The organism is Streptosporangium nanhuense, assembly GCF_059358815.1.
This window is the reverse complement of sequence record NZ_JCADBG010000018.1, coordinates 125041-151832: the sequence shown is the minus strand read 5'-3', so window position 1 is coordinate 151832 and position 26792 is coordinate 125041. Positions and strand designations below refer to the sequence as shown.

The 26792-nt window shown below is 66.1% G+C and carries 32 protein-coding genes; all 32 read left to right on the top strand.

Annotated elements, in window-relative coordinates:
* The first annotated feature begins 149 nt into the window (after positions 1-149).
* Complete coding sequence (gene rpoB / locus AC5L38_RS30675) at positions 150-3617, top strand: DNA-directed RNA polymerase subunit beta (protein WP_344746613.1); 3468 nt, start codon at positions 150-152, stop codon at positions 3615-3617.
* Positions 3618-3644: 27 nt separating this feature from the next.
* Positions 3645-7532: a DNA-directed RNA polymerase subunit beta' gene (locus AC5L38_RS30670; RefSeq protein ID WP_495246283.1), complete on the top strand. Its 3888-nt coding sequence runs from the start codon at positions 3645-3647 to the stop codon at positions 7530-7532.
* Positions 7533-8116: 584 nt separating this feature from the next.
* Entirely contained in the window at positions 8117-8416 is a 300-nt protein-coding gene (rpsL, locus tag AC5L38_RS30665; RefSeq protein WP_435288898.1) for a 30S ribosomal protein S12, read from the top strand.
* Positions 8417-8418: 2 nt separating this feature from the next.
* The gene (rpsG, locus tag AC5L38_RS30660) at positions 8419-8889 is read left to right on the top strand and encodes a 30S ribosomal protein S7 (RefSeq protein WP_012887827.1); all 471 of its coding nucleotides are present in this window, start codon (positions 8419-8421) and stop codon (positions 8887-8889) included.
* An 87-nt stretch (positions 8890-8976) separates the two neighbouring features.
* Positions 8977-11025: an elongation factor G gene (gene fusA / locus AC5L38_RS30655; RefSeq protein ID WP_495246334.1), complete on the top strand. Its 2049-nt coding sequence runs from the start codon at positions 8977-8979 to the stop codon at positions 11023-11025.
* Positions 11026-11185: 160 nt separating this feature from the next.
* A complete protein-coding gene (tuf, locus tag AC5L38_RS30650) occupies positions 11186-12379 on the top strand; it encodes an elongation factor Tu (protein WP_344913796.1) in 1194 nt (397 codons plus the stop codon).
* Between the two features lie 334 nt (positions 12380-12713).
* A complete protein-coding gene (gene rpsJ, locus AC5L38_RS30645; protein WP_030912931.1) occupies positions 12714-13022 on the top strand; it encodes a 30S ribosomal protein S10 in 309 nt (102 codons plus the stop codon).
* Between the two features lie 14 nt (positions 13023-13036).
* Positions 13037-13690, top strand: coding sequence for a 50S ribosomal protein L3 (gene rplC / locus AC5L38_RS30640; protein WP_329089937.1), 654 nt, complete (start codon positions 13037-13039; stop codon positions 13688-13690).
* A complete protein-coding gene (gene rplD, locus AC5L38_RS30635) occupies positions 13687-14334 on the top strand; it encodes a 50S ribosomal protein L4 (protein WP_350970956.1) in 648 nt (215 codons plus the stop codon). The genes rplC and rplD overlap by 4 nt, the downstream gene beginning before the upstream one ends.
* On the top strand, positions 14334-14636 hold the full coding sequence (gene rplW, locus AC5L38_RS30630) for a 50S ribosomal protein L23 (protein ID WP_030912923.1): 303 nt from the start codon (positions 14334-14336) through the stop codon (positions 14634-14636). The genes rplD and rplW overlap by 1 nt, the downstream gene beginning before the upstream one ends.
* 91 nt (positions 14637-14727) lie before the next feature.
* A complete protein-coding gene (gene rplB / locus AC5L38_RS30625) occupies positions 14728-15564 on the top strand; it encodes a 50S ribosomal protein L2 (RefSeq protein WP_329089941.1) in 837 nt (278 codons plus the stop codon).
* A gap of 11 nt (positions 15565-15575) precedes the next feature.
* Positions 15576-15854: a 30S ribosomal protein S19 gene (gene rpsS, locus AC5L38_RS30620; protein WP_012887835.1), complete on the top strand. Its 279-nt coding sequence runs from the start codon at positions 15576-15578 to the stop codon at positions 15852-15854.
* Between the two features lie 76 nt (positions 15855-15930).
* Positions 15931-16284 carry a 50S ribosomal protein L22 gene (gene rplV, locus AC5L38_RS30615; RefSeq protein ID WP_030912916.1) on the top strand — a complete coding sequence of 118 codons (354 nt, stop codon included), beginning with the start codon at positions 15931-15933 and terminating at the stop codon, positions 16282-16284.
* A complete protein-coding gene (gene rpsC, locus AC5L38_RS30610; RefSeq protein WP_344746699.1) occupies positions 16284-17153 on the top strand; it encodes a 30S ribosomal protein S3 in 870 nt (289 codons plus the stop codon). The genes rplV and rpsC overlap by 1 nt, the downstream gene beginning before the upstream one ends.
* A 2-nt stretch (positions 17154-17155) precedes the next feature.
* Positions 17156-17575, top strand: a complete 420-nt coding sequence (gene rplP / locus AC5L38_RS30605) for a 50S ribosomal protein L16 (RefSeq protein WP_030912912.1) — start codon at positions 17156-17158, stop codon at positions 17573-17575.
* Positions 17575-17811 carry a 50S ribosomal protein L29 gene (gene rpmC, locus AC5L38_RS30600; protein ID WP_030912909.1) on the top strand — a complete coding sequence of 79 codons (237 nt, stop codon included), beginning with the start codon at positions 17575-17577 and terminating at the stop codon, positions 17809-17811. Before rplP ends, rpmC begins: the two co-directional genes overlap by 1 nt.
* Entirely contained in the window at positions 17804-18085 is a 282-nt protein-coding gene (gene rpsQ, locus AC5L38_RS30595) for a 30S ribosomal protein S17 (RefSeq protein ID WP_326635528.1), read from the top strand. Before rpmC ends, rpsQ begins: the two co-directional genes overlap by 8 nt.
* Positions 18086-18266: 181 nt before the next feature.
* Entirely contained in the window at positions 18267-18635 is a 369-nt protein-coding gene (gene rplN, locus AC5L38_RS30590; RefSeq protein WP_012887841.1) for a 50S ribosomal protein L14, read from the top strand.
* Positions 18635-19012 (top strand): 50S ribosomal protein L24, encoded by a 378-nt coding sequence (gene rplX, locus AC5L38_RS30585; protein ID WP_495246282.1) that lies wholly within the window; start codon positions 18635-18637, stop codon positions 19010-19012. Before rplN ends, rplX begins: the two co-directional genes overlap by 1 nt.
* Positions 19012-19590 carry a 50S ribosomal protein L5 gene (gene rplE / locus AC5L38_RS30580; RefSeq protein WP_329089947.1) on the top strand — a complete coding sequence of 193 codons (579 nt, stop codon included), beginning with the start codon at positions 19012-19014 and terminating at the stop codon, positions 19588-19590. The genes rplX and rplE overlap by 1 nt, the downstream gene beginning before the upstream one ends.
* 2 nt (positions 19591-19592) lie before the next feature.
* On the top strand, positions 19593-19778 hold the full coding sequence (locus AC5L38_RS30575; protein ID WP_012887844.1) for a type Z 30S ribosomal protein S14: 186 nt from the start codon (positions 19593-19595) through the stop codon (positions 19776-19778).
* 146 nt (positions 19779-19924) lie between these two features.
* Positions 19925-20323 carry a 30S ribosomal protein S8 gene (rpsH, locus tag AC5L38_RS30570; protein WP_329089949.1) on the top strand — a complete coding sequence of 133 codons (399 nt, stop codon included), beginning with the start codon at positions 19925-19927 and terminating at the stop codon, positions 20321-20323.
* An 18-nt stretch (positions 20324-20341) separates the two neighbouring features.
* On the top strand, positions 20342-20884 hold the full coding sequence (gene rplF, locus AC5L38_RS30565) for a 50S ribosomal protein L6 (RefSeq protein WP_344746701.1): 543 nt from the start codon (positions 20342-20344) through the stop codon (positions 20882-20884).
* A gap of 2 nt (positions 20885-20886) precedes the next feature.
* Positions 20887-21270, top strand: coding sequence for a 50S ribosomal protein L18 (gene rplR, locus AC5L38_RS30560; protein ID WP_344746702.1), 384 nt, complete (start codon positions 20887-20889; stop codon positions 21268-21270).
* Positions 21271-21343: 73 nt separating this feature from the next.
* Positions 21344-21976 carry a 30S ribosomal protein S5 gene (rpsE, locus tag AC5L38_RS30555; RefSeq protein WP_329089955.1) on the top strand — a complete coding sequence of 211 codons (633 nt, stop codon included), beginning with the start codon at positions 21344-21346 and terminating at the stop codon, positions 21974-21976.
* A 3-nt stretch (positions 21977-21979) separates the two neighbouring features.
* On the top strand, positions 21980-22162 hold the full coding sequence (gene rpmD, locus AC5L38_RS30550) for a 50S ribosomal protein L30 (protein WP_012887849.1): 183 nt from the start codon (positions 21980-21982) through the stop codon (positions 22160-22162).
* A 2-nt stretch (positions 22163-22164) separates the two neighbouring features.
* Positions 22165-22620, top strand: coding sequence for a 50S ribosomal protein L15 (rplO, locus tag AC5L38_RS30545; RefSeq protein ID WP_495246281.1), 456 nt, complete (start codon positions 22165-22167; stop codon positions 22618-22620).
* Positions 22621-22799: 179 nt separating this feature from the next.
* Positions 22800-24119, top strand: coding sequence for a preprotein translocase subunit SecY (secY, locus tag AC5L38_RS30540; protein ID WP_389917241.1), 1320 nt, complete (start codon positions 22800-22802; stop codon positions 24117-24119).
* Complete coding sequence (locus AC5L38_RS30535; RefSeq protein ID WP_495246280.1) at positions 24119-24769, top strand: adenylate kinase; 651 nt, start codon at positions 24119-24121, stop codon at positions 24767-24769. Before secY ends, AC5L38_RS30535 begins: the two co-directional genes overlap by 1 nt.
* A gap of 123 nt (positions 24770-24892) precedes the next feature.
* On the top strand, positions 24893-25711 hold the full coding sequence (map, locus tag AC5L38_RS30530; protein ID WP_495246279.1) for a type I methionyl aminopeptidase: 819 nt from the start codon (positions 24893-24895) through the stop codon (positions 25709-25711).
* 32 nt (positions 25712-25743) lie between these two features.
* Entirely contained in the window at positions 25744-26190 is a 447-nt protein-coding gene (locus AC5L38_RS30525) for a DUF1707 SHOCT-like domain-containing protein (protein WP_495246278.1), read from the top strand.
* Positions 26191-26301: 111 nt separating this feature from the next.
* Positions 26302-26784, top strand: coding sequence for a hypothetical protein (locus tag AC5L38_RS30520; protein WP_495246277.1), 483 nt, complete (start codon positions 26302-26304; stop codon positions 26782-26784).
* The last annotated feature ends 8 nt before the right edge of the window (positions 26785-26792 follow it).

Here is a 26792-nt window from a genome sequence, read left to right as displayed (position 1 = left end):
CAGCGAGACTGAAGTGGACAGGTGTATGCCGTTCGGCTACACTGCCCCTTTGCGCTGCCCTTTGACGACCCGCTTCTTTTGGTGCTCTGATGCATGGTCGTCTGGCGTGCGTGTAGTCAGTCCGCCGCGAGCCCTCGGAAGGACATCTGTTGGCAGCCTCGCGCAACGCCTTCGCCGTACCCGCCGGTCCCCGTCGTGTGTCTTTCGCACGAATTCAGGAGCCGCTAGAAGTTCCTGACCTTCTCGCTCTTCAGACCGAGTCCTTCGACTGGTTGCTCGGCAACGAGAAGTGGAAGGGGCGGGTCGAGGCGGCTCGCCAGGCCGGGCGCAAGGACGTTCCGGCCCAGTCGGGCCTCGAAGAGATCTTTGAGGAGATCAGTCCCATCGAGGACTTCTCCGGGACCATGTCCCTGTCGTTCCGCGATCACCGGTTCGAGCCGCCCAAGTACTCAGTCGATGAGTGCAAAGACAAGGACATGACCTACTCCGCCCCGATGTTCGTCACGGCGGAGTTCATCAATAACACCACTGGTGAGATCAAGAGCCAGACCGTGTTCATGGGCGATTTCCCGCTCATGACCGGCAAGGGCACTTTCATCATCAACGGCACCGAGCGTGTCGTCGTCTCCCAGCTGGTCCGGTCCCCGGGCGTCTACTTCGACCGCAGTGTCGACAAGACCTCCGACAAGGACCTCTATGGATGCAAGGTGATCCCTTCCCGGGGCGCCTGGCTCGAGTTCGAGATCGACAAGCGTGACAGCGTCGGTGTCCGCATCGACCGCAAGCGCAAGCAGGCCGTCACCGTCCTGCTCAAGGCGCTCGGCTGGACCAGCGAGCAGATCCTTGAGCGTTTCGGTCAGTACGAGTCCATGCGCGCCACCCTGGAGAAGGACCACACGGCCGGCCAGGACGACGCTCTGCTCGACATCTACCGCAAGCTGCGCCCGGGCGAGCCGCCGACCAAGGAGTCGGCGCAGACGCTGCTGGAGAACCTGTACTTCAACTCCAAGCGTTACGACCTCGCCAAGGTCGGCCGATACAAGATCAACAAGAAGCTCGGGGTCGACAGCGAGATCACCCAGGGCACGCTCACCGAGGACGACATCGTCGCCACCATCGAGTACATCGTCCGGCTGCACGCCGGCGAGGTCGAGATGCCCGGCGCCAACGGTGAGATCGTCGTCGAGACCGACGACATCGACCACTTCGGCAACCGCCGTCTGCGCACGGTGGGCGAGCTCATCCAGAACCAGGTCCGCCTGGGCCTGGCCCGCATGGAGCGCGTCGTCCGCGAGCGGATGACGACCCAGGACGTCGAGGCGATCACGCCGCAGACCCTGATCAACATCCGCCCGGTCGTGGCGTCGATCAAGGAGTTCTTCGGCACCTCCCAGCTGTCGCAGTTCATGGACCAGACCAACCCCCTGGCCGGCCTGACGCACAAGCGTCGTCTGTCCGCGCTGGGCCCCGGTGGTCTGTCCCGTGAGCGGGCCGGCTTCGAGGTCCGTGACGTCCACCCCTCGCACTACGGCCGCATGTGCCCGATCGAGACGCCGGAAGGACCGAACATCGGTCTGATCGGCTCGCTGGCCTCCTTCGGCCGGGTCAACTCCTTCGGGTTCGTCGAGACCCCGTACCGCAAGGTCGTCGACGGCCGGGTCACCGACCAGGTCGACTACCTGACCGCGGACGAGGAGGACCGGCACGTCATCGCCCAGGCGAACACGCCGATCGGCCCTGACGGAACGTTCCTCGAGCCGCGCGTGCTCGTCCGCAGGAAGGGCGGGGAGTTCGAGTCCCTGCGCGCCAACGAGGTCGACTACATGGACGTCTCGGCACGCCAGATGGTGTCCGTGGCGACCGCGATGATCCCGTTCCTGGAGCACGACGACGCCAACCGCGCGCTCATGGGCTCCAACATGCAGCGCCAGTCGGTGCCGCTGCTCAAGAGCGAGGCGCCGCTGGTCGGCACCGGCATGGAGTACCGTGCCGCGACCGACGCCGGCGACGTCATCACCGCCGACAAGGCGGGCGTGGTCGAGGAGGTCTCCGCCGACTACGTCACGGTGATGAACGACGACGGCACCCGCACGACCTACCGGGTCGCCAAGTTCAAGCGCTCCAACCAGGGCACCTGCTTCAACCAGAAGCCGATCGTCAAGGAAGGCGACCGGATCGAGGTGAACCAGGTCGTCGCCGACGGTCCCTGCACCGACGACGGCGAGATGGCCCTGGGCAAGAACCTCCTCGTGGCGTTCATGCCGTGGGAGGGTCACAACTACGAGGACGCGATCATCCTCTCCCAGCGTCTGGTGCAGGACGACGTCCTCTCCTCGATCCACATCGAGGAGCACGAGGTCGACGCCCGCGACACCAAGCTGGGCCCCGAGGAGATCACCCGGGACATCCCGAACGTCTCCGAGGAGGTCCTGGCCGACCTCGACGAGCGCGGCATCATCCGCATCGGTGCCGAGGTCGTCCCCGGCGACATCCTCGTCGGCAAGGTCACGCCCAAGGGCGAGACCGAGCTGACCCCCGAGGAGCGCCTGCTCCGCGCGATCTTCGGTGAGAAGGCCCGCGAGGTCCGTGACACCTCCCTGAAGGTGCCGCACGGCGAGCAGGGCAAGGTCATCGGCGTCCGCGTGTTCAGCCGCGAGGAGGGCGACGAGCTCCCCCCCGGCGTCAACGAGCTGGTCCGCGTCTACGTGGCCCAGAAGCGTAAGATCACCGACGGCGACAAGCTGGCCGGCCGGCACGGCAACAAGGGCGTCATCTCCAAGATCCTCCCGGTCGAGGACATGCCGTTCCTCGAGGACGGCACCGCCGTCGACATCATCCTCAACCCCCTGGGCGTGCCCGGCCGAATGAACGTCGGCCAGGTCCTGGAGACCCACCTCGGGTGGATCGCCGCCAGAGGGTGGGACATCACCGGCATCCAGGAGGCCTGGGCCGAGCGGCTGCGCGACAAGGGCTTCGCCGAGGTCGACCCGCGCACCAACATGGCCACGCCGGTGTTCGACGGTGCCAACGAGGAAGAGATCATCGGGCTGCTCGACAACACCCTGGTCAACAGGGACGGCGGGCGCATGGTCGGCGCGAACGGAAAGGCCCAGCTGTTCGACGGCCGTTCCGGGGAGCCGTTCCCGCACCCGATCTCCGTCGGCTACATCTACATCCTGAAGCTGCTCCACCTGGTCGACGACAAGATCCACGCTCGTTCGACCGGCCCCTACTCCATGATCACCCAGCAGCCGCTCGGCGGTAAGGCCCAGTTCGGTGGCCAGCGCTTCGGTGAGATGGAGGTCTGGGCCCTGGAGGCGTACGGCGCCGCCTACGCCCTGCAGGAGCTGCTCACCATCAAGTCCGACGACGTCCTGGGCCGCGTGAAGGTCTACGAGGCGATCGTCAAGGGCGAGAACATTCCCGAGCCTGGCATCCCGGAGTCGTTCAAGGTCCTCATCAAGGAAATGCAGTCGCTGTGCCTGAACGTCGAGGTGCTCTCCAGCGACGGCATGTCCATCGAGATGCGCGACACCGACGAGGACGTCTTCCGCGCCGCGGAGGAGCTCGGCATCGACCTGTCCCGGCGTGAGCCGAGCAGTGTCGAAGAGGTCTGATCTAGAAGCTGAGGAGGGGATTACATAGTGCTCGACGTCAACTTCTTCGACGAGCTTCGGATCGGCCTCGCGACCGCCGACGACATCCGCCAGTGGTCGCACGGCGAGGTGAAGAAGCCCGAAACCATCAACTACCGGACGCTCAAGCCCGAGAAGGACGGACTCTTCTGCGAGAAGATCTTCGGTCCGACTCGCGACTGGGAGTGCTACTGCGGTAAGTACAAGCGCGTCCGCTTCAAGGGCATCATCTGTGAGCGCTGTGGCGTCGAGGTGACCCGCGCCAAGGTGCGTCGTGAGCGGATGGGCCACATCGAGCTGGCCGCGCCCGTCACGCACATCTGGTACTTCAAGGGTGTCCCGTCCCGTCTGGGATACCTGCTCGACCTGGCCCCGAAGGACCTCGAGAAGGTCATCTACTTCGCGGCCTACATGATCACGCACGTCGACAAGGAAATGCGCGAGCGTGACCTGCCGTCGCTCGAGGCGAAGATCTCCGTCGAGCGGCAGCACATCGAGCAGCGCCGTGACGCCGACATCGAGGCTCGCCAGCGCAAGCTGGAGACCGACCTGGCCGAGCTTGAGGCCGCGGGCGCCAAGGGCGACCAGCGCCGCAAGGTCCGCGAGGGCGCCGAGCGTGAGATGCGGCAGCTGCGCGACCGGGCCCAGCGCGAGCTGGACCGGCTGGACGAGGTCTGGAGCCGCTTCAAGAACCTCAAGGTCCAGGACCTCGAGGGCGACGAGCTGCTCTACCGCGAGATGCGCGACCGTTTCGGCCGCTACTTCCGCGGTGGCATGGGCGCCCAGGCCATCCAGGAGCGTCTGACCAACTTCGACCTCGCTCTCGAGGCCGAGAACCTGCGCGAGACGATCCGCAGCGGCAAGGGCCAGAAGAAGGCCCGCGCGCTCAAGCGTCTCAAGGTCGTGTCGGCGTTCCTGAACACCCGCAACTCGCCCAACGGGATGGTCCTCGACTGCATCCCGGTCATCCCGCCGGACCTGCGCCCGATGGTGCAGCTCGACGGTGGCCGGTTCGCGACCTCGGACCTGAACGACCTGTACCGCCGGGTGATCAACCGGAACAACCGCCTCAAGCGGCTTCTCGACCTCGGTGCCCCCGAGATCATCGTGAACAACGAGAAGCGGATGCTCCAGGAGGCCGTCGACGCGCTGTTCGACAACGGCCGTCGTGGCCGCCCGGTCACCGGTCCGGGCAACCGTCCCCTGAAGTCCCTCAGCGACATGCTGAAGGGCAAGCAGGGCCGGTTCCGCCAGAACCTGCTGGGCAAGCGAGTCGACTACTCCGGCCGTTCGGTCATCGTCGTCGGCCCGCAGCTGAAGCTGCACCAGTGCGGTCTGCCCAAGCAGATGGCGCTGGAGCTCTTCAAGCCGTTCGTGATGAAGCGCCTGGTCGACCTGAACCACGCGCAGAACATCAAGTCGGCCAAGCGGATGGTCGAGCGTGCCCGGCCGGTCGTGTGGGACGTCCTCGAAGAGGTCATCACCGAGCACCCCGTGCTGCTCAACCGCGCGCCGACCCTGCACCGCCTGGGCATCCAGGCCTTCGAGCCGCAGCTGGTCGAGGGCAAGGCCATCCAGATCCACCCGCTCGTCTGCACCGCGTTCAACGCGGACTTCGACGGTGACCAGATGGCCGTGCACCTGCCGCTGTCGGCCGAGGCGCAGGCCGAGGCCCGCATCCTGATGCTGTCGACGAACAACATCCTCAAGCCGGCCGACGGCAAGCCCGTGACCATGCCCACCCAGGACATGATCATCGGCCTCTACTCGCTGACCACGCTCAAGGACGAGGACGAGAACGGCGTCGGCAGGGGCCGGGTCTTCGGCTCGGTGTCGGAGGCGCTCATGGCCTTCGACCGCCGCGAGCTGGACATCCAGTCGCTGATCCAGATCCGGATGAAGGGCGACGTCCCGCCGCCCCGCGGCTGGGCCGCCCCCGAGGGCTGGGAGTCGGGTGACAGCTACCGCCTGGAGACCACCCTGGGCCGTTGCCTGTTCAACCAGACCCTGCCGGCGAACTACCCGTACGTGAACTCGCAGGTCGGCAAGAAGCAGCTGTCGGTCATCGTCAACGAGCTCGCCGAGAAGTACCCCAAGGTCGAGGTCGCCGCGGCGCTCGACGCCCTCAAGGACGCCGGTTTCTACTGGGCGACCAGGGCCGGTGTGACGATCTCCATCGAGGACGTCATCGCGCCGCCGAACAAGGCCGACATCATGGAGACGTACGAGCGCAGGGCCGACAAGGTCCAGCGTGAGTACGAGCGCGGTCTGATCACGGACGAGGAGCGCCGTCAGGAGCTCATCGAGATCTGGACGCACGCGACCAGTGACGTGACCGACGACATGCAGAAGGCGTTCCCGAAGACCAACCCGGTCTGGATGATGGTCCAGTCGGGCGCCCGAGGAAACCTGATGCAGGTCCGGCAGATCTCCGGCATCCGCGGTCTGGTGTCCAACACCAAGGGTGAGACGATCCCGCGTCCGATCAAGGCCTCGTTCCGCGAGGGCCTGTCGGTGCTGGAGTACTTCATCTCCACCCACGGCCAGCGGAAGGGTCTGGCGGACACCGCGCTGCGGACCGCCGACTCGGGTTACCTGACCCGTCGTCTGGTGGACGTCGCGCAGGACGTCATCGTCCGCGAGATCGACTGCGGCACCGACCGCGGCGTCCCGCTGCACGTCGCCGACCGCGACGCCCAGGGCAACCTGGTCAAGGCGGAGAACGCCGAGAGCAACGTGCACGGCCGCATCCTCGCCGAGGACGTGGAGGTGGACGGCAAGATCATCGCGCCGATGGGTGTCGACATCAACGACATCCACGTCACCGCGCTGGTCGAGGCCGGTGTGGAGACCGTCAGGACCCGCAGCGCTCTCGTCTGCGAGGCCAAGATCGGTGTCTGCGCCACCTGCTACGGCCGTTCGCTCGCGACCGGCAAGCTCGTGGACGTCGGCGAGGCGGTCGGCATCATCGCCGCCCAGTCGATCGGCGAGCCCGGCACCCAGCTGACGATGCGGACCTTCCACACCGGTGGTGTGGCGGGCGCCGACATCACCCACGGTCTGCCCCGTGTGCAGGAGCTCTTCGAGGCGCGCGTCCCCAAGGGCGTCGCCCCGATCAGCGAGGCCGAGGGCCGGGTCCGCATCGACGAGACCGACAAGACGCGGAAGATCGTGATCGTCCCGGACGACGGTTCCGAGGAGGTCGCGTATCCCGTGTCGATGCGGTCGCGCATGCTGGTCTCCGACGGGCAGCGCGTCACGGTCGGCCAGCAGCTGATCGCCGGTGCGGTCAACCCCAACGAGGTGCTGCGCATCCTCGGCCCCCGGGCCGTGCAGCTGCACCTCGTGGCGGAGGTCCAGCAGGTCTACCGCTCGCAGGGTGTGTCGATCCACGACAAGCACATCGAGATCATCGTGCGGCAGATGCTCAAGCGCGTGAACGTGCTGGAGTCCGGCGACGCCGACATGCTGCCCGGTGAGCTCGTCGAGCGGCCGCGCTTCGAGCGGATCAACCGCGAGTGCGTGGCGGAGGGCGGCACGCCGGCCTCCGGACGCCCGGTGCTGATGGGCATCACCAAGGCCTCGCTCGCCACGGAGTCCTGGCTGTCCGCGGCGTCCTTCCAGGAGACGACCCGAGTGCTCACCGACGCGGCGATCCACGCCAAGTCGGACTCGCTGCTCGGTCTCAAGGAGAACGTCATCATCGGAAAGCTCATCCCGGCCGGTACGGGCATGCCCCAGTACCGCAACATCCGGGTCGAGCCCACCGAGGAGGCCAAGGCGGCCATGTACACCGTCGGCGGCTACGACGGCTCCGCGGCCGACTACACCTTCGGCTCGGGCTCCGGTGAGGCCGTGCCGCTGGAGGAGTACGACTTCGGGCAGTACAACCGCTAAGCAGGACAACCGCCAGGCGGTACGAACGCCGAAGTGGTCACGGGCGGCGCCCGGTCCCCGGAAGGGGGCCGGGCGCCGTCGCCTTTTGTCCCCGTTTCCGGCGTTCGCTCCTCGCCCCGGTTCCGGTAGCGGGGGATGTGGACCTTTCTTGACCGGAATGTTGCGGCGAAAGCCGTACGTTAATGCGGAGAACGGCCGGAGAAGTGCCTGGCGGCGGGTAAACTCGACACGGACCCAGAAGCGGTCGGTCGGAAACCGGTCGCGGGAGTCATGACACGAACACCGGCGCCTGGCGGACGCACCCGTTTTGACGTGTTGCGTTGGGCTGGGTAGTCTTTTCCTTCGTGCCCATGTCTTCATGGGCCTTCATGCGTGCGCGTCGACAGGTTTCCCGTTGGGGAGTCGGCAGAGGCGCCGCGTGGCCTCCTCCACCGGACCGGCCTTAACCGGGATGTGGCGCGGAACCTACGCGACACGCCCGACCGCGTGGGTCGGAGGGGATGAAAGAACCGCAGGTCATGACACCGGCAGTACCTGCAAAATGCACGACATTCGAATTACCGGCTAGCACGAACGGAGACGCGGTGCCCACGATTCAGCAGCTGGTCCGCAAGGGCCGCCAGGACAAGGTCACCAAGACCAAGACCCCGGCGCTCAAGGCCAGCCCTCAGCGACGCGGCACCTGCATGCGCGTTTACACCACGACCCCGAAGAAGCCGAACTCCGCCCTCCGCAAGGTCGCGCGTGTCCGGCTCACCAACGGCATCGAGGTCACGGCCTACATCCCCGGTGTCGGCAAGATCATCCGCGGCTCGCTCGACACCCAGGGTGTCCGTAACCGCAAGCAGGCCCGTAGCCGTTACGGCGCGAAGAAGGAGAAGTAGGAATGCCTCGCAAGGGTTCTCCTGGCCGTCGTCAGCTCATGGCTGACCCGGTTCACAACTCGCCCCTGGTCACCGCGCTCATCAACAAGGTGCTCCTGGACGGCAAGCGATCCATCGCCCAGTCCATCGTGTACGGCGCCCTCGAAGGCGCCAAGGAGAAGACCGGCAACGACCCGGTCGTCACCCTGAAGCGCGCGCTGGACAACGTCAAGCCCACCCTTGAGGTCCGCAGCCGCCGTGTCGGTGGCGCGACCTACCAGGTCCCGGTCGAGGTGCGCGCGGCGCGCAGCACCACCCTGGCCCTGCGCTGGCTGGTGCAGTACTCCCGCGCCCGCCGCGAGAAGACCATGACCGAGCGCCTCATGAACGAACTGCTCGACGCCAGCAACGGCCTCGGCGCAAGCGTCAAGAAGCGCGAGGACACCCACAAGATGGCCGAGTCCAACAAGGCCTTCGCCCACTACCGCTGGTAACAGCGGGTTCGACGAGACGACGAGGACGCGAGAGAAGTGGCCACCACGACCGCTCTTGACCTGGCCAAGGTCCGCAACATCGGGATCATGGCCCACATCGACGCGGGCAAGACCACGACGACCGAGCGCATCCTGTTCTACACCGGTATCAACTACAAGATCGGTGAGGTCCACGAGGGCGCAGCCACGATGGACTGGATGGAGCAGGAGCAGGAGCGTGGTATCACCATCACCTCCGCTGCCACGACCTGCGAATGGCTCGGCCACACGATCAACATCATCGACACGCCGGGCCACGTGGACTTCACGATCGAGGTGGAGCGTTCGCTCCGCGTCCTCGACGGTGCCGTCGCCGTGTTCGACGGCGTCGCCGGTGTCGAGCCGCAGTCCGAGACGGTCTGGCGTCAGGCCGACCGTTACGAAGTGCCCAGGATCTGCTTCGTCAACAAGATGGACCGGGTCGGCGCGGAGTTCCACCGCTGCGTCGACATGATGGTCAGCCGCCTGAACGCGACCCCCGCCGTCATCCAGCTTCCCTGGGGCGTCGAGGCCGACTTCAAGGGCGTCATCGACCTGGTCAAGATGAAGGGCCTGCTCTGGAGCGCCGAGGCGGCCAAGGGCGAGATGTACGAGACCGTCGACATCCCGGCCGAGCACGCCGAGATCGCTCGCGAGTGGCGTGACAAGCTCGTCGAGACGGTCTCCGAGAACGACGACGAGCTGATGGAGCTCTTCCTGGAGGGCGTCGAGCCCACCGAGGAGCAGCTGGTCGCGGCCATCCGCCGCGCCACGCTGGCCAGCGCCATCAACCCGGTCCTGACCGGCACCGCGTTCAAGAACAAGGGCGTCCAGCCCCTGCTCGACGCGATCGTCGCCTACCTCCCCGCCCCGATCGACATCCCGGCCTTCAAGGGCCACGCGGTCGGCAAGGAGGAGGAGGTCATCGAGCGTCACGCGGACGTGACCGAGCCCTTCTCCGCTCTCGCCTTCAAGATCATGAGCGACCAGCACCTGGGCCGTCTCACCTACATCCGCATCTACTCGGGCACGCTCGAGACCGGCACCGCCGTGGTCAACTCGGTGAAGGGCCGCAAGGAGCGGATCGGCAAGATCTACCAGATGCACGCCAACAAGCGCGAAGAGCGCCCGTCGGCCGTGGCCGGTCAGATCGTCGCCGTGATGGGTCTGAAGGACACCACCACCGGTGACACCCTGTCGGACCCGGCTCACCCCGTGGTCCTGGAGTCGATGAACTTCCCGGCGCCGGTCATCAGCGTCGCCATCGAGCCCAAGACCAAGGGTGACCAGGAGAAGCTGGGCACCGCGATCCAGCGTCTGGCCGAGGAGGACCCGTCCTTCCAGGTCCGTCGTGACGACGAGACCGGGCAGACGGTCATCTGGGGTATGGGCGAGCTCCACCTGGAGATCCTCGTCGACCGGATGCGCCGCGAGTTCAAGGTCGAGGCCAACATCGGCCGGCCTCAGGTGGCCTACCGGGAGACCATCCGCCGCAAGGTGGAGAAGGTCGACTACGTCCACAAGAAGCAGACCGGTGGTTCCGGCCAGTTCGCCAAGGTCATCATCGACATTGAGCCGCTGGGCGAGGGCAACGACGGTTACGAGTTCTCGAACAAGGTCTCCGGTGGCCGCATCCCGAGGGAGTACATCCCCTCGGTCGACGCGGGCGCCCAGGAGGCCGCCGAGTTCGGTGTTCTCGCCGGATACCCCATGGTCGGGGTCAAGGTCACCCTGCAGGACGGTGCCTACCACGAGGTGGACTCGTCCGAAATGGCCTTCAAGATCGCTGGTTCGATGGCCTTCAAGGAGGCCGCGCGCCGTGCGGACGCCGTAATCCTGGAGCCGATGATGGCCGTCGAGGTCACCACGCCCGAGGACTACATGGGTGACGTCATCGGTGACCTCAACGGTCGCCGCGGGCAGATCCAGGCGATGGACGAGCGCTCCGGCGCCCGGATCGTCAAGGCGCTCGTGCCGCTCTCTGAGATGTTCGGCTACGTGGGAGACCTCCGTAGCAAGACGCAGGGACGCGCGAGCTACAGCATGCAGTTCGACTCCTACGCGGAAGTGCCTGCGCACATCGCCAAGGAGATCGTCGCGAAGGTGCGGGGCGAGTAGTCCAGCACCGTTCCGCGTGCGGGAGGACGAGGAATCGTCTTCCCGCCACCGGAGGGGTGCGGGGCGAGAGCTTTCTCGCCGGCCGGTTCCGCCAGGGACCGGCCTCCCCAAGCCCGAATATGAAGACGCAAGTCACGTCAGAATCTCTAAGGAGAGAGCAGTGGCCAAGGCCAAGTTCGAGCGGACCAAGCCGCACGTAAACATCGGCACCATTGGGCACATCGACCACGGCAAGACCACTCTGACCGCGGCGATCACCAAGGTGCTCCACGAGCGTTTCCCGAACCTCAACGAGGCGACCCCGTTCGACAAGATCGACAAGGCGCCCGAGGAGAAGGCTCGTGGTATCACGATCTCCATCGCGCACGTCGAGTACCAGACCGAGAAGCGCCACTACGCCCACGTGGACTGCCCCGGTCACGCCGACTACGTGAAGAACATGATCACCGGCGCGGCTCAGATGGACGGTGCGATCCTCGTGGTCGCCGCCACCGACGGTCCGATGCCGCAGACGAAGGAGCACGTCCTCCTGGCCCGCCAGGTCGGCGTCCCCTACATCGTCGTGGCCCTCAACAAGTCCGACATGGTGGACGACGAGGAGATCCTGGAGCTCGTCGAGCTCGAGGTCCGCGAGCTTCTCTCGGCCCAGGAGTTCCCCGGCGACGACCTGCCGGTCGTCCGCGTCTCGGCGCTGAAGGCGCTCGAGGGCGACGCCAAGTGGGGCGACTCGATCATCGAGCTCATGACCGCCGTGGACGAGAACGTCCCCGAGCCGACCCGTGAGACCGAGAAGCCGTTCCTGATGCCGATCGAGGACGTCTTCTCGATCACCGGTCGTGGCACGGTCGTCACCGGCCGTATCGAGCGTGGCATCGTCAAGGTCAACGAGACTGTCGACATCATCGGCATCAAGGAGACCAAGACCACCACCACGGTCACCGGTGTCGAGATGTTCCGCAAGCTGCTCGACGAGGGCCAGGCGGGCGACAACGTCGGTCTGCTCCTCCGTGGCATCAAGCGCGAGGACGTCGAGCGCGGCCAGTGCATCATCAAGCCGGGCACGACCACCCCGCACACCGAGTTCGAGGCCCAGGTCTACATCCTGAGCAAGGACGAGGGCGGCCGCCACACCCCGTTCTTCAACAACTACCGCCCGCAGTTCTACTTCCGTACGACCGACGTGACCGGCGTGGTGAACCTCCCCGAGGGCACCGAGATGGTCATGCCCGGCGACAACACGGAGATGAACGTCGCGCTGATCCAGCCCATCGCGATGGAGGACGGTCTCAAGTTCGCCATCCGTGAGGGTGGCCGCACCGTCGGTGCGGGTCGAGTGACCAAGATCATCAAGTAGTACGATCGCGGAGAGGCGGTCGGCCCTCGAAACAGGGCCGACCGCCTCCCCACGAGGGGACCACGCCGCAGGGCGCGGACCCCGGCAGGACCCCACGAACCGTGATCTCGCAGTTGGTTCGGCCGAAGGATGACCGAACTAATTGCCAGATCACGGAAGAAAGCGCGGACTCACAGCGTCTGCTACGTGGGGCATGTGCGGAGAACGCCGCCCCAGGGCGAGACGTGCTCCGGCACGACGTGGCGGGACCGTCCCGGACGGACCCGGCCATGACACAGCGGCAACAGGCCGCACGTAACTTTTTCAGACGACAGTGAAGGACACCGAGGCCATTATGGCGGGACAGAAGATCCGCATTCGGCTCAAGGCCTATGACCACGAGGTCATCGACGTCTCGGCCAAGAAGATCGTCGAGACGGTGACAAGGACTGGCGCCAAGGTCGCGGGCCCGGTGCCGCTGCCGACCGAGAAGAACGTGTACTGCGTCATCCGCTCGCCGCACAAGTACAAGGACAGCCGCGAGCACTTTGAGATGCGCACGCACAAGCGGCTGATTGACATCATCGACCCGACGCCGAAGACGGTCGACTCGCTCATGCGACTCGACCTTCCCGCCGGCGTTGACATCTCGATCAAGCTCTGAGGGAACGCACTGACATGGCTAACAAGATCAAGGGCGTCCTGGGCAAGAAGCTCGGCATGACCCAGGTCTTCGACGCGGACAACCGGATGGTCCCGGTGACCGTCGTCGAGGCTGGCCCGTGCGTCGTGACCCGCGTCCGCACCGCCGAGAAGGACGGCTACACCGCCGTCCAGCTGGGCTTCGGCCAGGTCGACCCGCGGAAGGTCAACAAGCCGCTCGGCGACTACCTGCGCAAGCACGACATCACCCCGCGCCGTTACTTCGCGGAGATCCGCACCGACGACGCGAGCGACTACACCCTGGGCCAGGAGCTCCTCGCCGACACCTTCGAGGCCGGCCAGTTCGTCGACGTGACGGGCAAGAGCAAGGGCAAGGGTTTCGCGGGTGTCATGAAGCGTCACGGCTTCAAGGGCCTCGGCGCCTCGCACGGTACGCAGCGCAAGCACCGCTCGCCCGGTTCCATCGGTGGCTGCGCCACCCCCGGCCGCGTCTTCAAGGGCGTGCGCATGGCGGGCCGGATGGGCAACGTCCGCACGACCGTCCAGAGCCTCAAGGTTCACGCCGTGGACGCCGAGAAGGGCCTCATCCTGATCAAGGGTGCGATCCCCGGTGCCAACGGCAGCCTGGTCCTGGTCCGCACCGCCGCCAAGAAGGGGGCTGCCAAGTGAGCACCATTGACGTCCTCGACGTGAAGGGCGAGAAGGCCGGGACCGTCGACCTGCCGGAGGACATCTTCGGGACGAAGGTCAACATCCCGCTGATCCACCAGGTCGTCGTGGCCCAGCTCGCCGCTCGCCGGCAGGGCACCCACAAGGCGAAGACCCGCGGTGAGGTCCGAGGCGGCGGCAAGAAGCCGTACCGCCAGAAGGGCACCGGCCGCGCCCGCCAGGGTTCGACCCGCGCCCCGCAGTTCACCGGCGGTGGCACCGTCCACGGCCCGGTCCCGCGGGACTACTCGCAGAAGACTCCCAAGAAGATGAAGGCCGCCGCCCTGCGCGGGGCCCTGTCCGACCGGGCGACCGGCGGCCGCGTTCACGTGGTCAGCGGTCTGGTCGAGGGGGAGACCCCGAAGACCAAGGCGGCTCTCGAGTCGCTTCGCAGGCTCACCAAGGCCCGCAGCGTCCTGGTCGTCGTCGACGAGGGTGACGAGCTCAGCTGGCTGAGCCTGCGCAACGCTCCCGAGGTCCACCTCCTGGACGCCGGGCAGCTCAACACCTACGACGTGCTCTGCTACGACGACGTCGTCTTCACTCAGGACGCCTACGACCAGATCGTGGCGCGTCTGAGCAAGAGCGGGAAGGAAGACGCCTGATGGAGAAGATCGCCGACCCGCGCGACATCATCATCAAGCCGGTTGTCTCCGAGAAGAGCTACGGCTTGATCGACGAGCACAACAAGTACACGTTCCTGGTGCGGAAGACGGCCAACAAGACGCAGGTCAAGATCGCCGTTGAGAAGATCTTCGGTGTCAAGGTCGCCAGCGTCAACACCATCAACCGCCAGGGCAAGCGGAAGCGGACCAGGTTCGGCTACGGCCAGCGCCCGGCCACCAAGCGAGCCATCGTCAGCCTGGTCGAGGGCGACCGGATTGACATCTTCGGCCAGATCGGCTGACGCGCTCGCTCAGTAAGTACAGGGAGAAAGCCCCTCACCGCCTGGTGAGGGGCATTCGACCGGATTAACCGACGAAGGATGAACGAAAAAGATGGGCATCCGTAAACTCAAGCCGACGACCCCGGGTCGCCGCGGCGCCAGCGTCTCGGACTTTGCCGAGATCACGCGCAGCACGCCCGAGAAGTCGCTGCTTGCACCCCTGCACAGCAAGGGTGGCCGTAACGTCCACGGCCGAGTCACCACCCGTCACCAGGGTGGTGGCCACAAGCGCGCCTACCGGATCATCGATTTCCGGCGTCACGACAAGGACGGGATCCCGGCCAAGGTCGCTCACATCGAGTACGACCCGAACCGCACGTCCCGCATCGCGCTGCTGCACTACGCCGACGGGGAGAAGCGCTACATCCTCTGCCCGACCGGCCTCAAGCAGGGCGACAACATCGAGAACGGCCCCACGGCCGACATCAAGCCGGGCAACTGCCTCCCGCTGCGCAACATCCCGACCGGTACCTTCATCCACGCGGTGGAGCTCCGTCCGGGCGGTGGCGCCAAGCTGGGCCGGTCCGCCGGCGCGCAGATCCAGCTCCTCGCCAAGGAGGGCCAGTACGCCACGCTGCGTATGCCCTCCGGTGAGATGCGCCAGGTCGACGTCCGCTGCCGGGCCTCGATCGGCCAGGTCGGCAACGCCGAGCAGGCCAACATCAACTGGGGCAAGGCCGGCCGCATGCGGTGGAAGGGCAAGCGCCCCACCGTCCGCGGTGTCGCGATGAACCCGGTCGACCACCCGCACGGTGGTGGTGAGGGTAAGACCTCCGGCGGTCGTCACCCCGTCAACCCCAAGGGCAAGCCCGAGGGTCGTACCCGTGCGGCGAACAAGGCCAGCGACCGGCTGATCATCCGCCGTCGTACCAAGCGGAAGAAGCGGTAGGAGCAGCCAAAATGCCACGTAGCCTTAAGAAGGGTCCCTTCGTGGACGACCACCTTCAGAAGAAGGTGGATGTCCAGAACGAGAAGGGCACCAAAAACGTCATCAAGACGTGGTCGCGGCGCTCCATGATCGTGCCCGACATGCTCGGTCACACGATCGCCGTTCACGACGGCCGCAAGCACGTCCCGGTGTTCGTCACCGAGTCGATGATCGGCCACAAGCTCGGTGAGTTCGCTCCCACGCGAACCTTCCGCAGCCACGTCAAGGAAGACCGCCGCAGCCGGCGATAAGCGCCTCAGGACGAGGACGTCGAGCCTCACAAGGCGAAACGGACTCGGCCAAAACGAAGGGTAAGAGGAGTAAGCGATGGAAGCCAGGGCTCAGGCGCGGTTCGCGCGCCACACGCCCATGAAGGCCCGCCGTGTGGTGGACCTCATTCGCGGGCTGCCCGCTTCGGAGGCGCAGGCCGTGCTGCAGTTCGCTCCCCAGTCGGCGAGCGAGACCGTGTACAAGGTGCTCTCGAGCGCCATTGCCAACGCGGAGCACAACTTCAAGCTCGACCGTGACACGCTCTTCGTGAGCCGTGCCTGGGTCGACGAGGGCCCGACGCTGAAGCGGTTTCGTCCCCGTGCTCAGGGTCGTGCCTATCGGATCAACAAGCGGACCAGCCACATCACCGTGATCGTGGAGTCCCGCGAGCCGAAGGGGAGGACCCGCTAGTGGGTCAGAAGGTTAACCCGCACGGGTTCCGCCTCGGCATCACGACCGACTTCAAGAGCCGGTGGTATGCCGACAAGCTCTACAAGTCGTACGTTGCCGAGGATGTGGCGATCCGCCGCATGCTCAAGAAGGGCATGGAGCGGGCCGGCATCTCCAAGGTGGAGATCGAGCGGACCACCGACCGGGTACAGGTCGACATTCACACCGCCCGTCCGGGCATCGTCATCGGCCGCCGCGGCGCCGAGGCGGACCGGATCCGCGGTGACCTCGAGAAGCTGACCAAGAAGCAGGTCCAGCTGAACATCCTCGAGGTCAAGAACCCTGAGATCGACGCTCAGCTCGTCGCCCAGGGTGTGGCCGAGCAGCTGTCCAGCCGTGTCTCGTTCCGCCGTGCCATGCGCAAGGCGATGCAGTCGGCGATGAAGAGCGGCGCCAAGGGCATCCGGGTGCAGTGCTCCGGTCGTCTCGGCGGCGCCGAGATGTCCCGTTCGGAGTTCTACCGCGAGGGCCGCGTGCCCCTGCACACCCTCCGCGCGGACATCGACTACGGCCTGTACGAGGCCCGCACCACCTTCGGCCGTATCGGCGTGAAGGTGTGGATCTACAAGGGTGAGGCTCCGACCAGCCGCGCCGAGCGCGAGGCGGCTGCCGCCGGTGCTCGTGCCGGCCAGCGTCGTGACCGCGACGACCGTCGCGGCCCCGGCGCCGGTGGCGGCGACCGTCCCCGTCGTGGCGGCGGCGCCGGTGGCGCCCGTCGTGGCGCCGGTGCCGGCCGTGGCGACCGCGCCTCCGCCCCCAGGAACGAGGCGGCCTCGCAGGCCGCCCCCGAGACCGGCCCGGCTGCGCAGCCGGGTGCTGAAGGGAGCTGACCATGCTGATCCCGCGCAGGGTCAAGCACCGCAAGCAGCACCGGCCCGACCGTCACGGCGCCGCCAAGGGTGGCACCAGGGTCGTGTTCGGCGAGTTCGGCATCCAGGCGATTGAGCACTCCTACGTGACCAACCGCCAGATCGAGTCGGCTCGTATCGCGATGACCCGTCACATCAAGCGTGGCGGAAAGGTCTGGATCAACATCTATCCGGACCGCCCCCTCACGAAGAAGCCCGCCGAGACCCGCATGGGTTCCGGTAAGGGTTCGCCCGAGTGGTGGATCGCGAACGTCAAGCCCGGCCGCATCATGTTCGAGCTTTCGGGTGTCGCCGAGCCGGTGGCTCGCGAAGCCCTTCGCCGTGCGATGCACAAGCTGCCGATGAAGTGCCGGTTCGTCAAGCGTGAAGTGGGTGAGGCGTGATGGCTAAGGGCCTGACCGCCGGTGAGCTGCGGGTGGAAGACCAGGACACCCTGGTCACGAAGCTGAAGGAAGCCAAGGAGGAGCTGTTCAACCTCCGCTTCCAGGCAGCTACCGGTCAGTTGGAGAGCCACGGGCGGTTGCGTGCCGTCCGCCGCGAGATCGCCCGTATCTACACCGTGATGCGCGAGCGGGAGCTCGGAATCGTCACGGTAGAGAAGGAGTCGATCGATGGCTGAGGCCACGGAAACCACGACCGAGACGCGGAACTACCGCAAGACCCGTGAGGGTCTGGTCGTCAGCGACAAGATGGACAAGACTGTCGTGGTCGCTGTCGAGGACCGCGTCAAGCACCCCCTGTACGGCAAGGTCATCCGCAGGACGACCAAGTACAAGGCGCACGACGAGGCCAACACCTGCGGTGTCGGCGACCGTGTCCTCCTGATGGAGACCCGGCCGCTGTCCGCCAGCAAGCGCTGGCGGGTCATCGAGATCCTCGAGAAGGCCAAGTAGGCAACGCGCCTCGTGGGGGGTGACACCGTCACCCCCCACGACGGCGTCCAAGGGGGCGAAGCGATCTTCGCCCCGCCTGCGGCGGCGGTCCTGCGAAGGGCTGTCGCCGGGGGAAAAAGACCCAGCAGGTTCCGCAAGGCTCACCCACGGGTGAGAACCAGCGAGACAAACAGGAGTTCAAGTGATCCAGCAGGAGTCGCGGCTCAAGGTCGCCGACAACACCGGTGCGAAGGAAGTCCTTTGCATCCGTGTGCTCGGTGGCTCGGGCCGGCGCTACGCGGGAATCGGTGACATCATCGTCGCCACGGTCAAGGACGCCATCCCCGGCGGCACCGTGAAGAAGGGCGATGTGGTCAAGGCCGTCATCGTCCGCACTGTCAAGGAGCGCCGCCGGCCCGACGGTTCCTACATCCGCTTCGACGAGAACGCCGCCGTCATCATCAAGGACAGCGGCGACCCCCGGGGCACCCGCATCTTCGGTCCTGTCGGACGTGAGCTGCGTGACAAGAAGTTCATGCGGATCATCTCGCTCGCGCCGGAGGTGTTGTAATGCCGAAGCTTCATGTGAAGAAGGGTGACCTCGTCCTGGTCATCGCCGGCAAGGACAAGGGTGCCAAGGGCCGTGTGATCGCCGCCCACCCGCGCGACGAGCGCGTGGTGGTCGAGGGCGTCAACATGGTCAAGAAGCACTCCAAGGAGACCAACCAGGGTCCGCGCGGCGCCAAGGCCGGTGGCGTGCAGACCATGGAGGCTCCCATCCACGTGAGCAACGTCAAGAAGCTCAAGGATGAGAAGCCGGCCAAGGACGAGAAGCCTGCCAAGAAGGAGTCGGCCAAGGCCGCTTCCGAGGACACGGCCAAGGACGACAAGCCCGCCAAGAAGGAGTCGGCCAAGGCCGCTTCCGAGGAGACGGGTGAGGACAACTGATGACCGCGAACACCACTGAGACCGGACAGCGGGCCCTCCCGCGGCTCAAGCAGCGCTACCGCGAAGAGATCATCGCGAAGCTGAACGAGCAGTTCGAGTTCGAGAACATCATGCTGGTGCCCACCATCACCAAGATCAAGGTGAACATGGGCGTCGGCGAGGCCGCGCGCGACTCGAAGCTCATCGAAGGCGCCGTCCGCGACCTCACCGTGATCACCGGCCAGAAGCCGGCGGTCGTCCGCGCCCGCAAGTCCATCGCCCAGTTCAAGCTGCGCGAGGGCATGCCGATCGGCGCGCACGTCACGCTTCGCGGTGACCGCATGTGGGAGTTCCTCGACCGGCTGCTCTCGCTGGCGCTGCCCCGCATCCGTGACTTCCGCGGTCTGTCGCCCAAGCAGTTCGACGGCAACGGGAACTACACCTTCGGTCTCACCGAGCAGGTCATGTTCCACGAGATCGACCAGGACAAGGTCGACCGCCAGCGTGGTATGGACATCACGGTCGTGACCACCGCTAAGACCGACGACCAGGGCCGGGCGCTGCTGAAGCAGCTCGGATTCCCGTTCAAGGAGGCCTGATCATGGCGAAGACGTCGCTCAAGGTCAAGGCTGCTCGCAAGGCCAAGTTCGAGGTCCGGGCGTACACTCGGTGCTCGCGCTGTGGTCGTCCCCGCGCCGTCTACAGGAAGTTCGGCCTGTGCCGCATCTGCTTCCGCGAGATGGCGCACCGGGGCGAGCTGCCCGGCATCACCAAGTCGAGCTGGTAGCCCTCCGCGCGGCCCCGTGAGCGATCACGGGCCCGCGCGCGGCACCGGCCGCACATAGAAGTCGTATTCACCGGGCGCCGACTACAGGCGCCCATGACCGCACCGTAGGTCCCCTGTGGAAACCGCGGTGAGGAAGGCCACCGGCCATGACGATGACGGACCCGATCGCAGACATGCTGACGCGTCTGCGAAACGCGAACTCGGCGTACCACGACAGCGTGGCGATGCCGTACTCGAAGATCAAGGCGCACATCGCCGAGATCCTCCAGCAGGAGGGTTACATCCAGTCCTGGAGCGTCGAAGACGCCAAGGTCGGAAAGAACCTCGTGGTGGAGCTGAAGTTCGGGCCGACCCGTGAGCGGTCCCTCGCGGGCCTGCGCCGGGTTTCCAAGCCCGGCCTGCGGGTTTATGCAAAGAAGGACAACCTGCCCCGAGTCCTGGGCGGACTGGGCGTCGCGATCATCTCGACGTCCGGCGGTCTCATGACGGACAAGCAGGCCGGCAAGCGTGGAGTGGGCGGGGAAGTCCTCGCCTTCGTTTGGTAAGAGGGGAGAACGAACAGCATGTCAAGAATCGGACGGCTGCCCATCCCCGTACCGAACGGAGTGGACGTCGCCATCGACGGCCGGGACGTCACGGTCAAGGGTCCCAAGGGCACGCTTTCACACACGGTCGCGGAGCCCATCGCGATCGCCAAGGGTGACGACGGCAACCTGAACGTCACCCGTCCCAACGACGAGAACAAGGTCCGTGCGCTGCACGGCCTGTCCCGCACCCTGGTCGCCAACATGGTGACCGGTGTGACCCAGGGTTACTCGAAGACCCTGGAGATCGTGGGCGTCGGTTACCGCGTGCAGGCCAAGAGCCCGACTCAGCTCGAGTTCGCTCTCGGCTTCAGCCACCCGGTGATCGTCGACGCCCCCGAGGGTGTCACCTTCCGCGTCGAGAGGCCGACGCTGTTCCACGTGGACGGCATCGACAAGCAGAAGGTCGGCGAGATCGCCGCGAACATCCGCAAGCTGCGCAAGCCCGACCCGTACAAGGGCAAGGGCGTGCGCTACCAGGGTGAAGTTATCCGCCGCAAGGTCGGAAAGGCTGGTAAGTAGGCATGGCTGGCAAGACTGCGTTCGGCAAGCACACGGCCGCCCGCGCCGTCTCGCGGGCCCGCCGCCACGGCCGAGTCCGCAAGAAGGTGGCCGGTACGGCCACGCGTCCGCGCCTGGTCGTCAACCGCTCCACGAAGCACCTCTTCGTGCAGATCGTCGACGACACCCAGGGCCACACGCTGGTGAGCGCGTCCACCATGGACGCCTCCCTGCGCACGGCGGAGGGCGCCAAGACCGACAAGGCCAAGCAGGTCGGCGAGCTTCTCGCTCAGCGGGCCAAGGCAGCCGGGATCACCGCGGTCGTTTTCGACCGGGGTGGCAACCGCTACGCGGGCCGCATCGCGGCGCTGGCAGACAGCGCACGCGAAGGCGGACTGGAGTTCTGATGACTCCGTCCCAGGATCGCAATCCAGGATCGCAACCTATGGCCCGTCTTACGAATGAGAAGAGGAACCACTAATGGCTGGAGCTCCGCGTCGCGGTGGCGCCGCCGGTGGCGAGCGGCGTGACGGTCGTCGTGACGATCGCCGCGGTGGAAACGCTGACAAGGGCGTCTCGTACATCGAGCGCGTTGTGAAGATCAACCGAGTGGCCAAGGTCGTGAAGGGTGGTCGTCGCTTCAGCTTCACCGCCCTCGTCATCGTCGGTGACGGCAACGGCATGGTCGGTGTCGGCTACGGCAAGGCCAAGGAAGTCCCCGCGGCGATCGCCAAGGGTGTCGAAGAGGCCAAGAAGCACTTCTTCAAGGTGCCCCGCATCCAGGGCACCATCCCGCACATCGTGCAGGGCGAAGAGGCCGCCGGCGTCGTCTTCCTGCGTCCGGCCTCGCCCGGTACCGGCGTCATCGCCGGTGGCCCGGTGCGCGCCGTGCTGGAGTGCGCCGGTATCCACGACGTGCTGTCCAAGTCGCTCGGCTCGGACAACCCGATCAACATCGTGCACGCCACGGTGGCGGCCCTGAAGGGCCTCAGCCGTCCCGAGGAGATCGCGGCCCGCCGCGGCCTCCCGATCGAGGACGTCGCCCCCAAGAGGATGCTCAAGGCTCGCGCCGAGGGCCTCGCGGAGGCCGCGGCCGCGAAGGCGGTGAGCTAGTCCATGGCGCGCCTGAAGATTACCCAGGTCCGTTCCAAGATCGGTGGCAAGCAGAACCAGCGTGACTCGCTGCGCTCGCTCGGTCTGAAGCGAATCGGCGACGTCGTTGTCAAGGAGGACCGCCCGGAGATCCGCGGCATGGTCACCGTGGTGACGCACCTCGTCACCGTGGAAGAGGTCGACTAGACATGGCAGAGAACACTCCGCTTCGCATCCACCACCTGCGTCCGGCCCCCGGCGCCAACAAGTCGAAGGTCCGCAAGGGCCGCGGCGAGGCGTCCAAGGGCAAGACCGCCGGTCGTGGTACCAAGGGCACGAGGGCCAGGAACAAGGTCCCGCTCGGCTTCGAGGGTGGCCAGGTTCCGCTGCAGCGGCGCCTGCCCAAGTTCAAGGGCTTCTCCAACGCCCTGTTCAAGACGACCTACCAGGTCGTCAACCTTGACAAGCTCGGCGAGCTGTTCCCCGACGGTGGCGACGTCAACGTCGACACGCTCGTCGCCAAGGGCGCGGTTCGCAAGAACCAGCTCGTCAAGGTGCTGGGAACCGGTGACATCTCCGTGGCGTTGAACGTGGAGGCCCACGCCTTCTCGGCCAGCGCCAAGGACAAGATCGCCGCTGCCGGGGGCTCCGTCTCCGAGCTGTAGGCGTTATCATCACGCGGCGCGGGGGCTCGTAATGGGCTCCCGCGCCCGTAGTGCGTTAGAGTTCGCTGGACAGTGGGCCTCGACTCATTTCCTTGGGCTCATTGACTGGATATGGCAAAGATGGAACACCCCCGCACCATCGCTGACCGACCTCGCCTTTCAGGCGCGCAGGAGGGACCGTGCTGACCGCATTTACCCGAGCGTTCCGTACGCCGGACCTGCGTAAGAAGTTGCTCTTCACTTTGGGCATCATCGCGCTGTTCCGACTTGGGTCGGTCCTTCCGACTCCGGGTGTGCATACCGAGAACATCAGCCGTTGTCTCACCCAGGCGCAGGCGGGGGACGCGGGCAACATCTACGGAATGGTGCAGCTGTTCAGCGGCGGCGCCCTTCTGAAACTTTCAGTTTTCGCCCTCGGCATCATGCCGTACATCACCGCGAGCATCATTCTTCAGCTGCTCGTCGTGGTCATCCCGCGCCTGGAAGCCCTCAAGAAGGAGGGGCAGGCCGGACAGACCAAGATCACGCAGTACACCCGTTATCTGACGGTCGGCCTGGCGGTCCTGCAGTCGACCGCCTTCGTGGCCCTGGCCCGCAGCGGCCAGCTGTTCCCGCAGTGCCGCGAGGAGATCCTCCTCGACAAGGACAACGTCTTCGCCATCGTCACGATGGTGCTGACCATGACCGCCGGTACCGCCGTGGTCATGTGGCTGGGCGAGCTGATCACCGACCGCGGCATCGGCAACGGCATGTCGATCCTGATCTTCACCCAGGTCATCGCGGTCTTCCCGTCCGAGCTGCTGAACATCGCCCGCCAGAAGGGCGGCTTCGTCTTCGCCGTGGTCATCGTCGTCGGTATCGCGATGATCGCCCTGGTCGTGATGGTGGAGCAGGCGCAGCGCCGGATCCCGGTGCAGTACGCCAAGCGCATGGTCGGCCGCAGGATGTACGGCGGGACCTCGACCTACATCCCGCTGAAGGTCAACCAGGCCGGCATCATCCCGGTCATCTTCGCCTCCTCGCTGCTCTACCTCCCCCAGCTGATCACGACGCTCTTCACGAACACCCAGGAAGAGCCGCACCCGATCATCCAGTGGATCTCGCAGGAGTTCGGCGGCGGCGGGACCACCCCGACGTACATGATCACGTTCTTCCTGATGATCGTCTTCTTCACGTACTTCTACGTGTCGATTACCTTCAACCCCATTGAAGTCGCCGACAACATGAAGAAGTACGGTGGGTTCATCCCGGGTATCCGCCCGGGTCGCCCGACGGCCGAGTACTTGAACTACGTGCTCATGCGACTCACCGCTCCCGGCGCGCTGTATCTGGGCCTGATCTCCATGGTGCCGATCGTCGCGCTGGCGCTCGTCGGCGCGAGTCAGAACTTCCCGTTCGGAGGGACGAGCATTCTGATCATGGTTGGTGTCGGCCTTGACACCGTGAAGCAGATCGAGAGCCAGCTGCAGCAGCGCAACTATGAAGGCTTCCTGAAGTAGTGCGCCTCGTCCTGGTCGGGCCCCCCGGAGCGGGTAAGGGGACACAGGCCCAGTTCGTCGCATCGAACCTGTCGATCCCGAAGATTTCGACAGGTGACATCTTCCGCGCCAATGTCTCGGGCGGCACGGAGCTCGGCAAGCTTGCCAAGGAATACATGGACCGCGGCGACCTCGTGCCCGACGAGGTCACCATCGCGATGGTCCGCGACCGTCTCGCCGAGAACGACGCGCAGGACGGTTTCCTGCTCGACGGCTTCCCCAGGAACGTGCCCCAGGCCGAGATCCTGAAGAAGATCCTCGCCGAGTTCGAGGTCGGTCTGGACATCGTCCTGGAGCTCGTGGTCGACGACGAGGAGGTCGTCCGCAGGCTCGCGGGCCGCCGGACCTGCAGCCAGTGCGGCCGCATCTGGCACGTCGACTTCGACGACAAGAAGGACGACGTCTGCGACGCCTGCAACGGCCGGCTGTACCAGCGGGACGACGACAAGGAGGCGACCGTCAGGCACCGCCTGGAGGTCTACCAGGAGCAGACCGCCCCCCTGGTCTCCTTCTACGCCGACGAGGGGATCCTGGTCGGCGTCGACGCCACCGGTCCGGTCGAAGAGGTCACCCAGCGCGCGATGGAGGCTCTGAACCCCTTCATCGGCTAGCGAAGCGACGGCATCGAGCACGCCACCCATGGGTTTCTCATGGGTGGCGTGCTGTCATTTAGGGCAGAATCGGGGGAATTGGGCTCCCGGACCGCCCGTTGAACCACCCCAGGGGGTGTGCACGTGTTCAAGAAGAACAAGCATGGAATCCAGATGAAGACGCCCGAGCAGGTGGACAAGATGCGGGCGGCGGGTCTCGTGGTCGGCCGTACCCTGCAGCTCCTGCGGGAGAGCGTCCAGCCGGGCATGACGCCCCTGGACCTGGACGCGATCGCGGAGGAGGCGATCAGGGCCGAGGGGGCGATCCCCTCCTTCAAGGGCTACCAGGGCTTTCCCGCGACGATCTGCGCCTCGGTCAACCACGAGGTCGTCCACGGCATCCCGACTGACCGCCGTCGCCTGGAGGAGGGCGACATCATCTCGATCGACTGTGGCGCCATCCTGGACGGCTGGCACGGCGACTCGGCGATCACGGTCCCGATCGGCGAGGTGGACCCCAAGCTGACCGAGCTGATGAGGGTCACCGAGGAGGCCATGTGGCGGGGCATCGCCGCGCTCACCGTGGGCCGCCACCTGTCCGACATCGGCCACGAGGTGGAGAAGTACATCCGCTCCCAGGGGCGCTACGGCATCCCGCAGGAGTACGGCGGCCACGGCATCGGCACCGAGATGCACATGGACCCGTGGGTGGCCAACCACGGCAAGCCCGGCCGGGGCCCGAAGTTCGAGGCGGGCATGTGCTTCGCCGTCGAGCCCATGGTCAACCTGGGGACGGACAGGACCAAGGTGCTGGCCGACGACTGGACCGTGGTCACGATCGACGGGAAGGTCTCCGCACACTTCGAACACAGCGTCGCCGTGACACATAATGGACCTTGGGTACTGACCGCCCTTGACGGGGGGAAAGAGCGGCTTGCCGATCTGTTGGGAGACGCGGGCTGACGCGGGCCCGCCGGCGAGCGGATGTGGTTGACATGGCGGCTGGTCCGGAGATGCGAGCCTCCGACGGAGATCGTGACAAGGTCGCTTCGGTCCTGAGGGAGCACTACGCCCAGGGCCGCCTGACCACCGAGGAGTTCGACGAGCGGCTCGAACAGCTCTACACCAGCAAGACGTACGGCGAGTTGGCCGTGCTCACCTCCGACCTTCCCGACGTCGACCTGCGCCGGCTCCCCGAGACCCCCTCCCGCGCCCCTGAGCGCGTCAAGGGGGACCGCGCGAAGGACGGGCAGGGCGAGGGCCTGGCGGCCGCCTGGGGCGTCTGGGCGACGGTCAGCGGCATCAACTGGATGATCTGGCTCATCATCGGGATAACCGGCGACTTCCCCTACCCGTGGCCCCTGTGGGTCACGGGGCCGTGGGGCATCGTGTTGCTGGTGGCGACGATCGCCGCGGGCGCGGGGCGGGGGAAGAACCGGTAATAGTGCACGCTGGGGGTTGAGTGTGCATTCCTCCGCAGAAGAGCCCATTGAATCTTCCTAACGTGAGCGGTGTCCGGACAGCCGGACCCCGGTTCACAGGAGGAAGATTCAATGAGCAAGATCCGCACAGCCCTGGTCGGAGCGGCGCTGGCAGGTTCGCTGGCCGCGGGCGTGGTCGCCGCCCCCTCGGCGATGGCCTCCGCCGCACAGGCTCCGGCGGGGTCCGCCGTGGCGGCCCAGGAGACCCAGGCGTCGAGCAAGCACTTCTTCGGTCCGTACTACTCGGGCTTCGGCGGTGGCGAGGGCTTCGGCAAGCGCTCCTACTTCAAGGGCTACTGGACCAGCAGCGGCGGCCGCTACTGGTTCTACGGCGACCTGTTCGACCGCGACCGTGACCGCCAGCGCAGCTACGTGTGGTTCAAGTGGCACGACAGGTTCGGCTCGCACAGCAAGGTGTTCAGCACCTTCGGCCACTCCGGCTTCAACAAGTTCGGCGGGTTCAAGAAGAGCAACGGCTTCGACGACTTCAAGATCCGGGTCTGCGAGGGCGGCAACAAGTTCGACGACTGCGGTCGCTGGGGCGACGCCTTCTGAGGACCTCG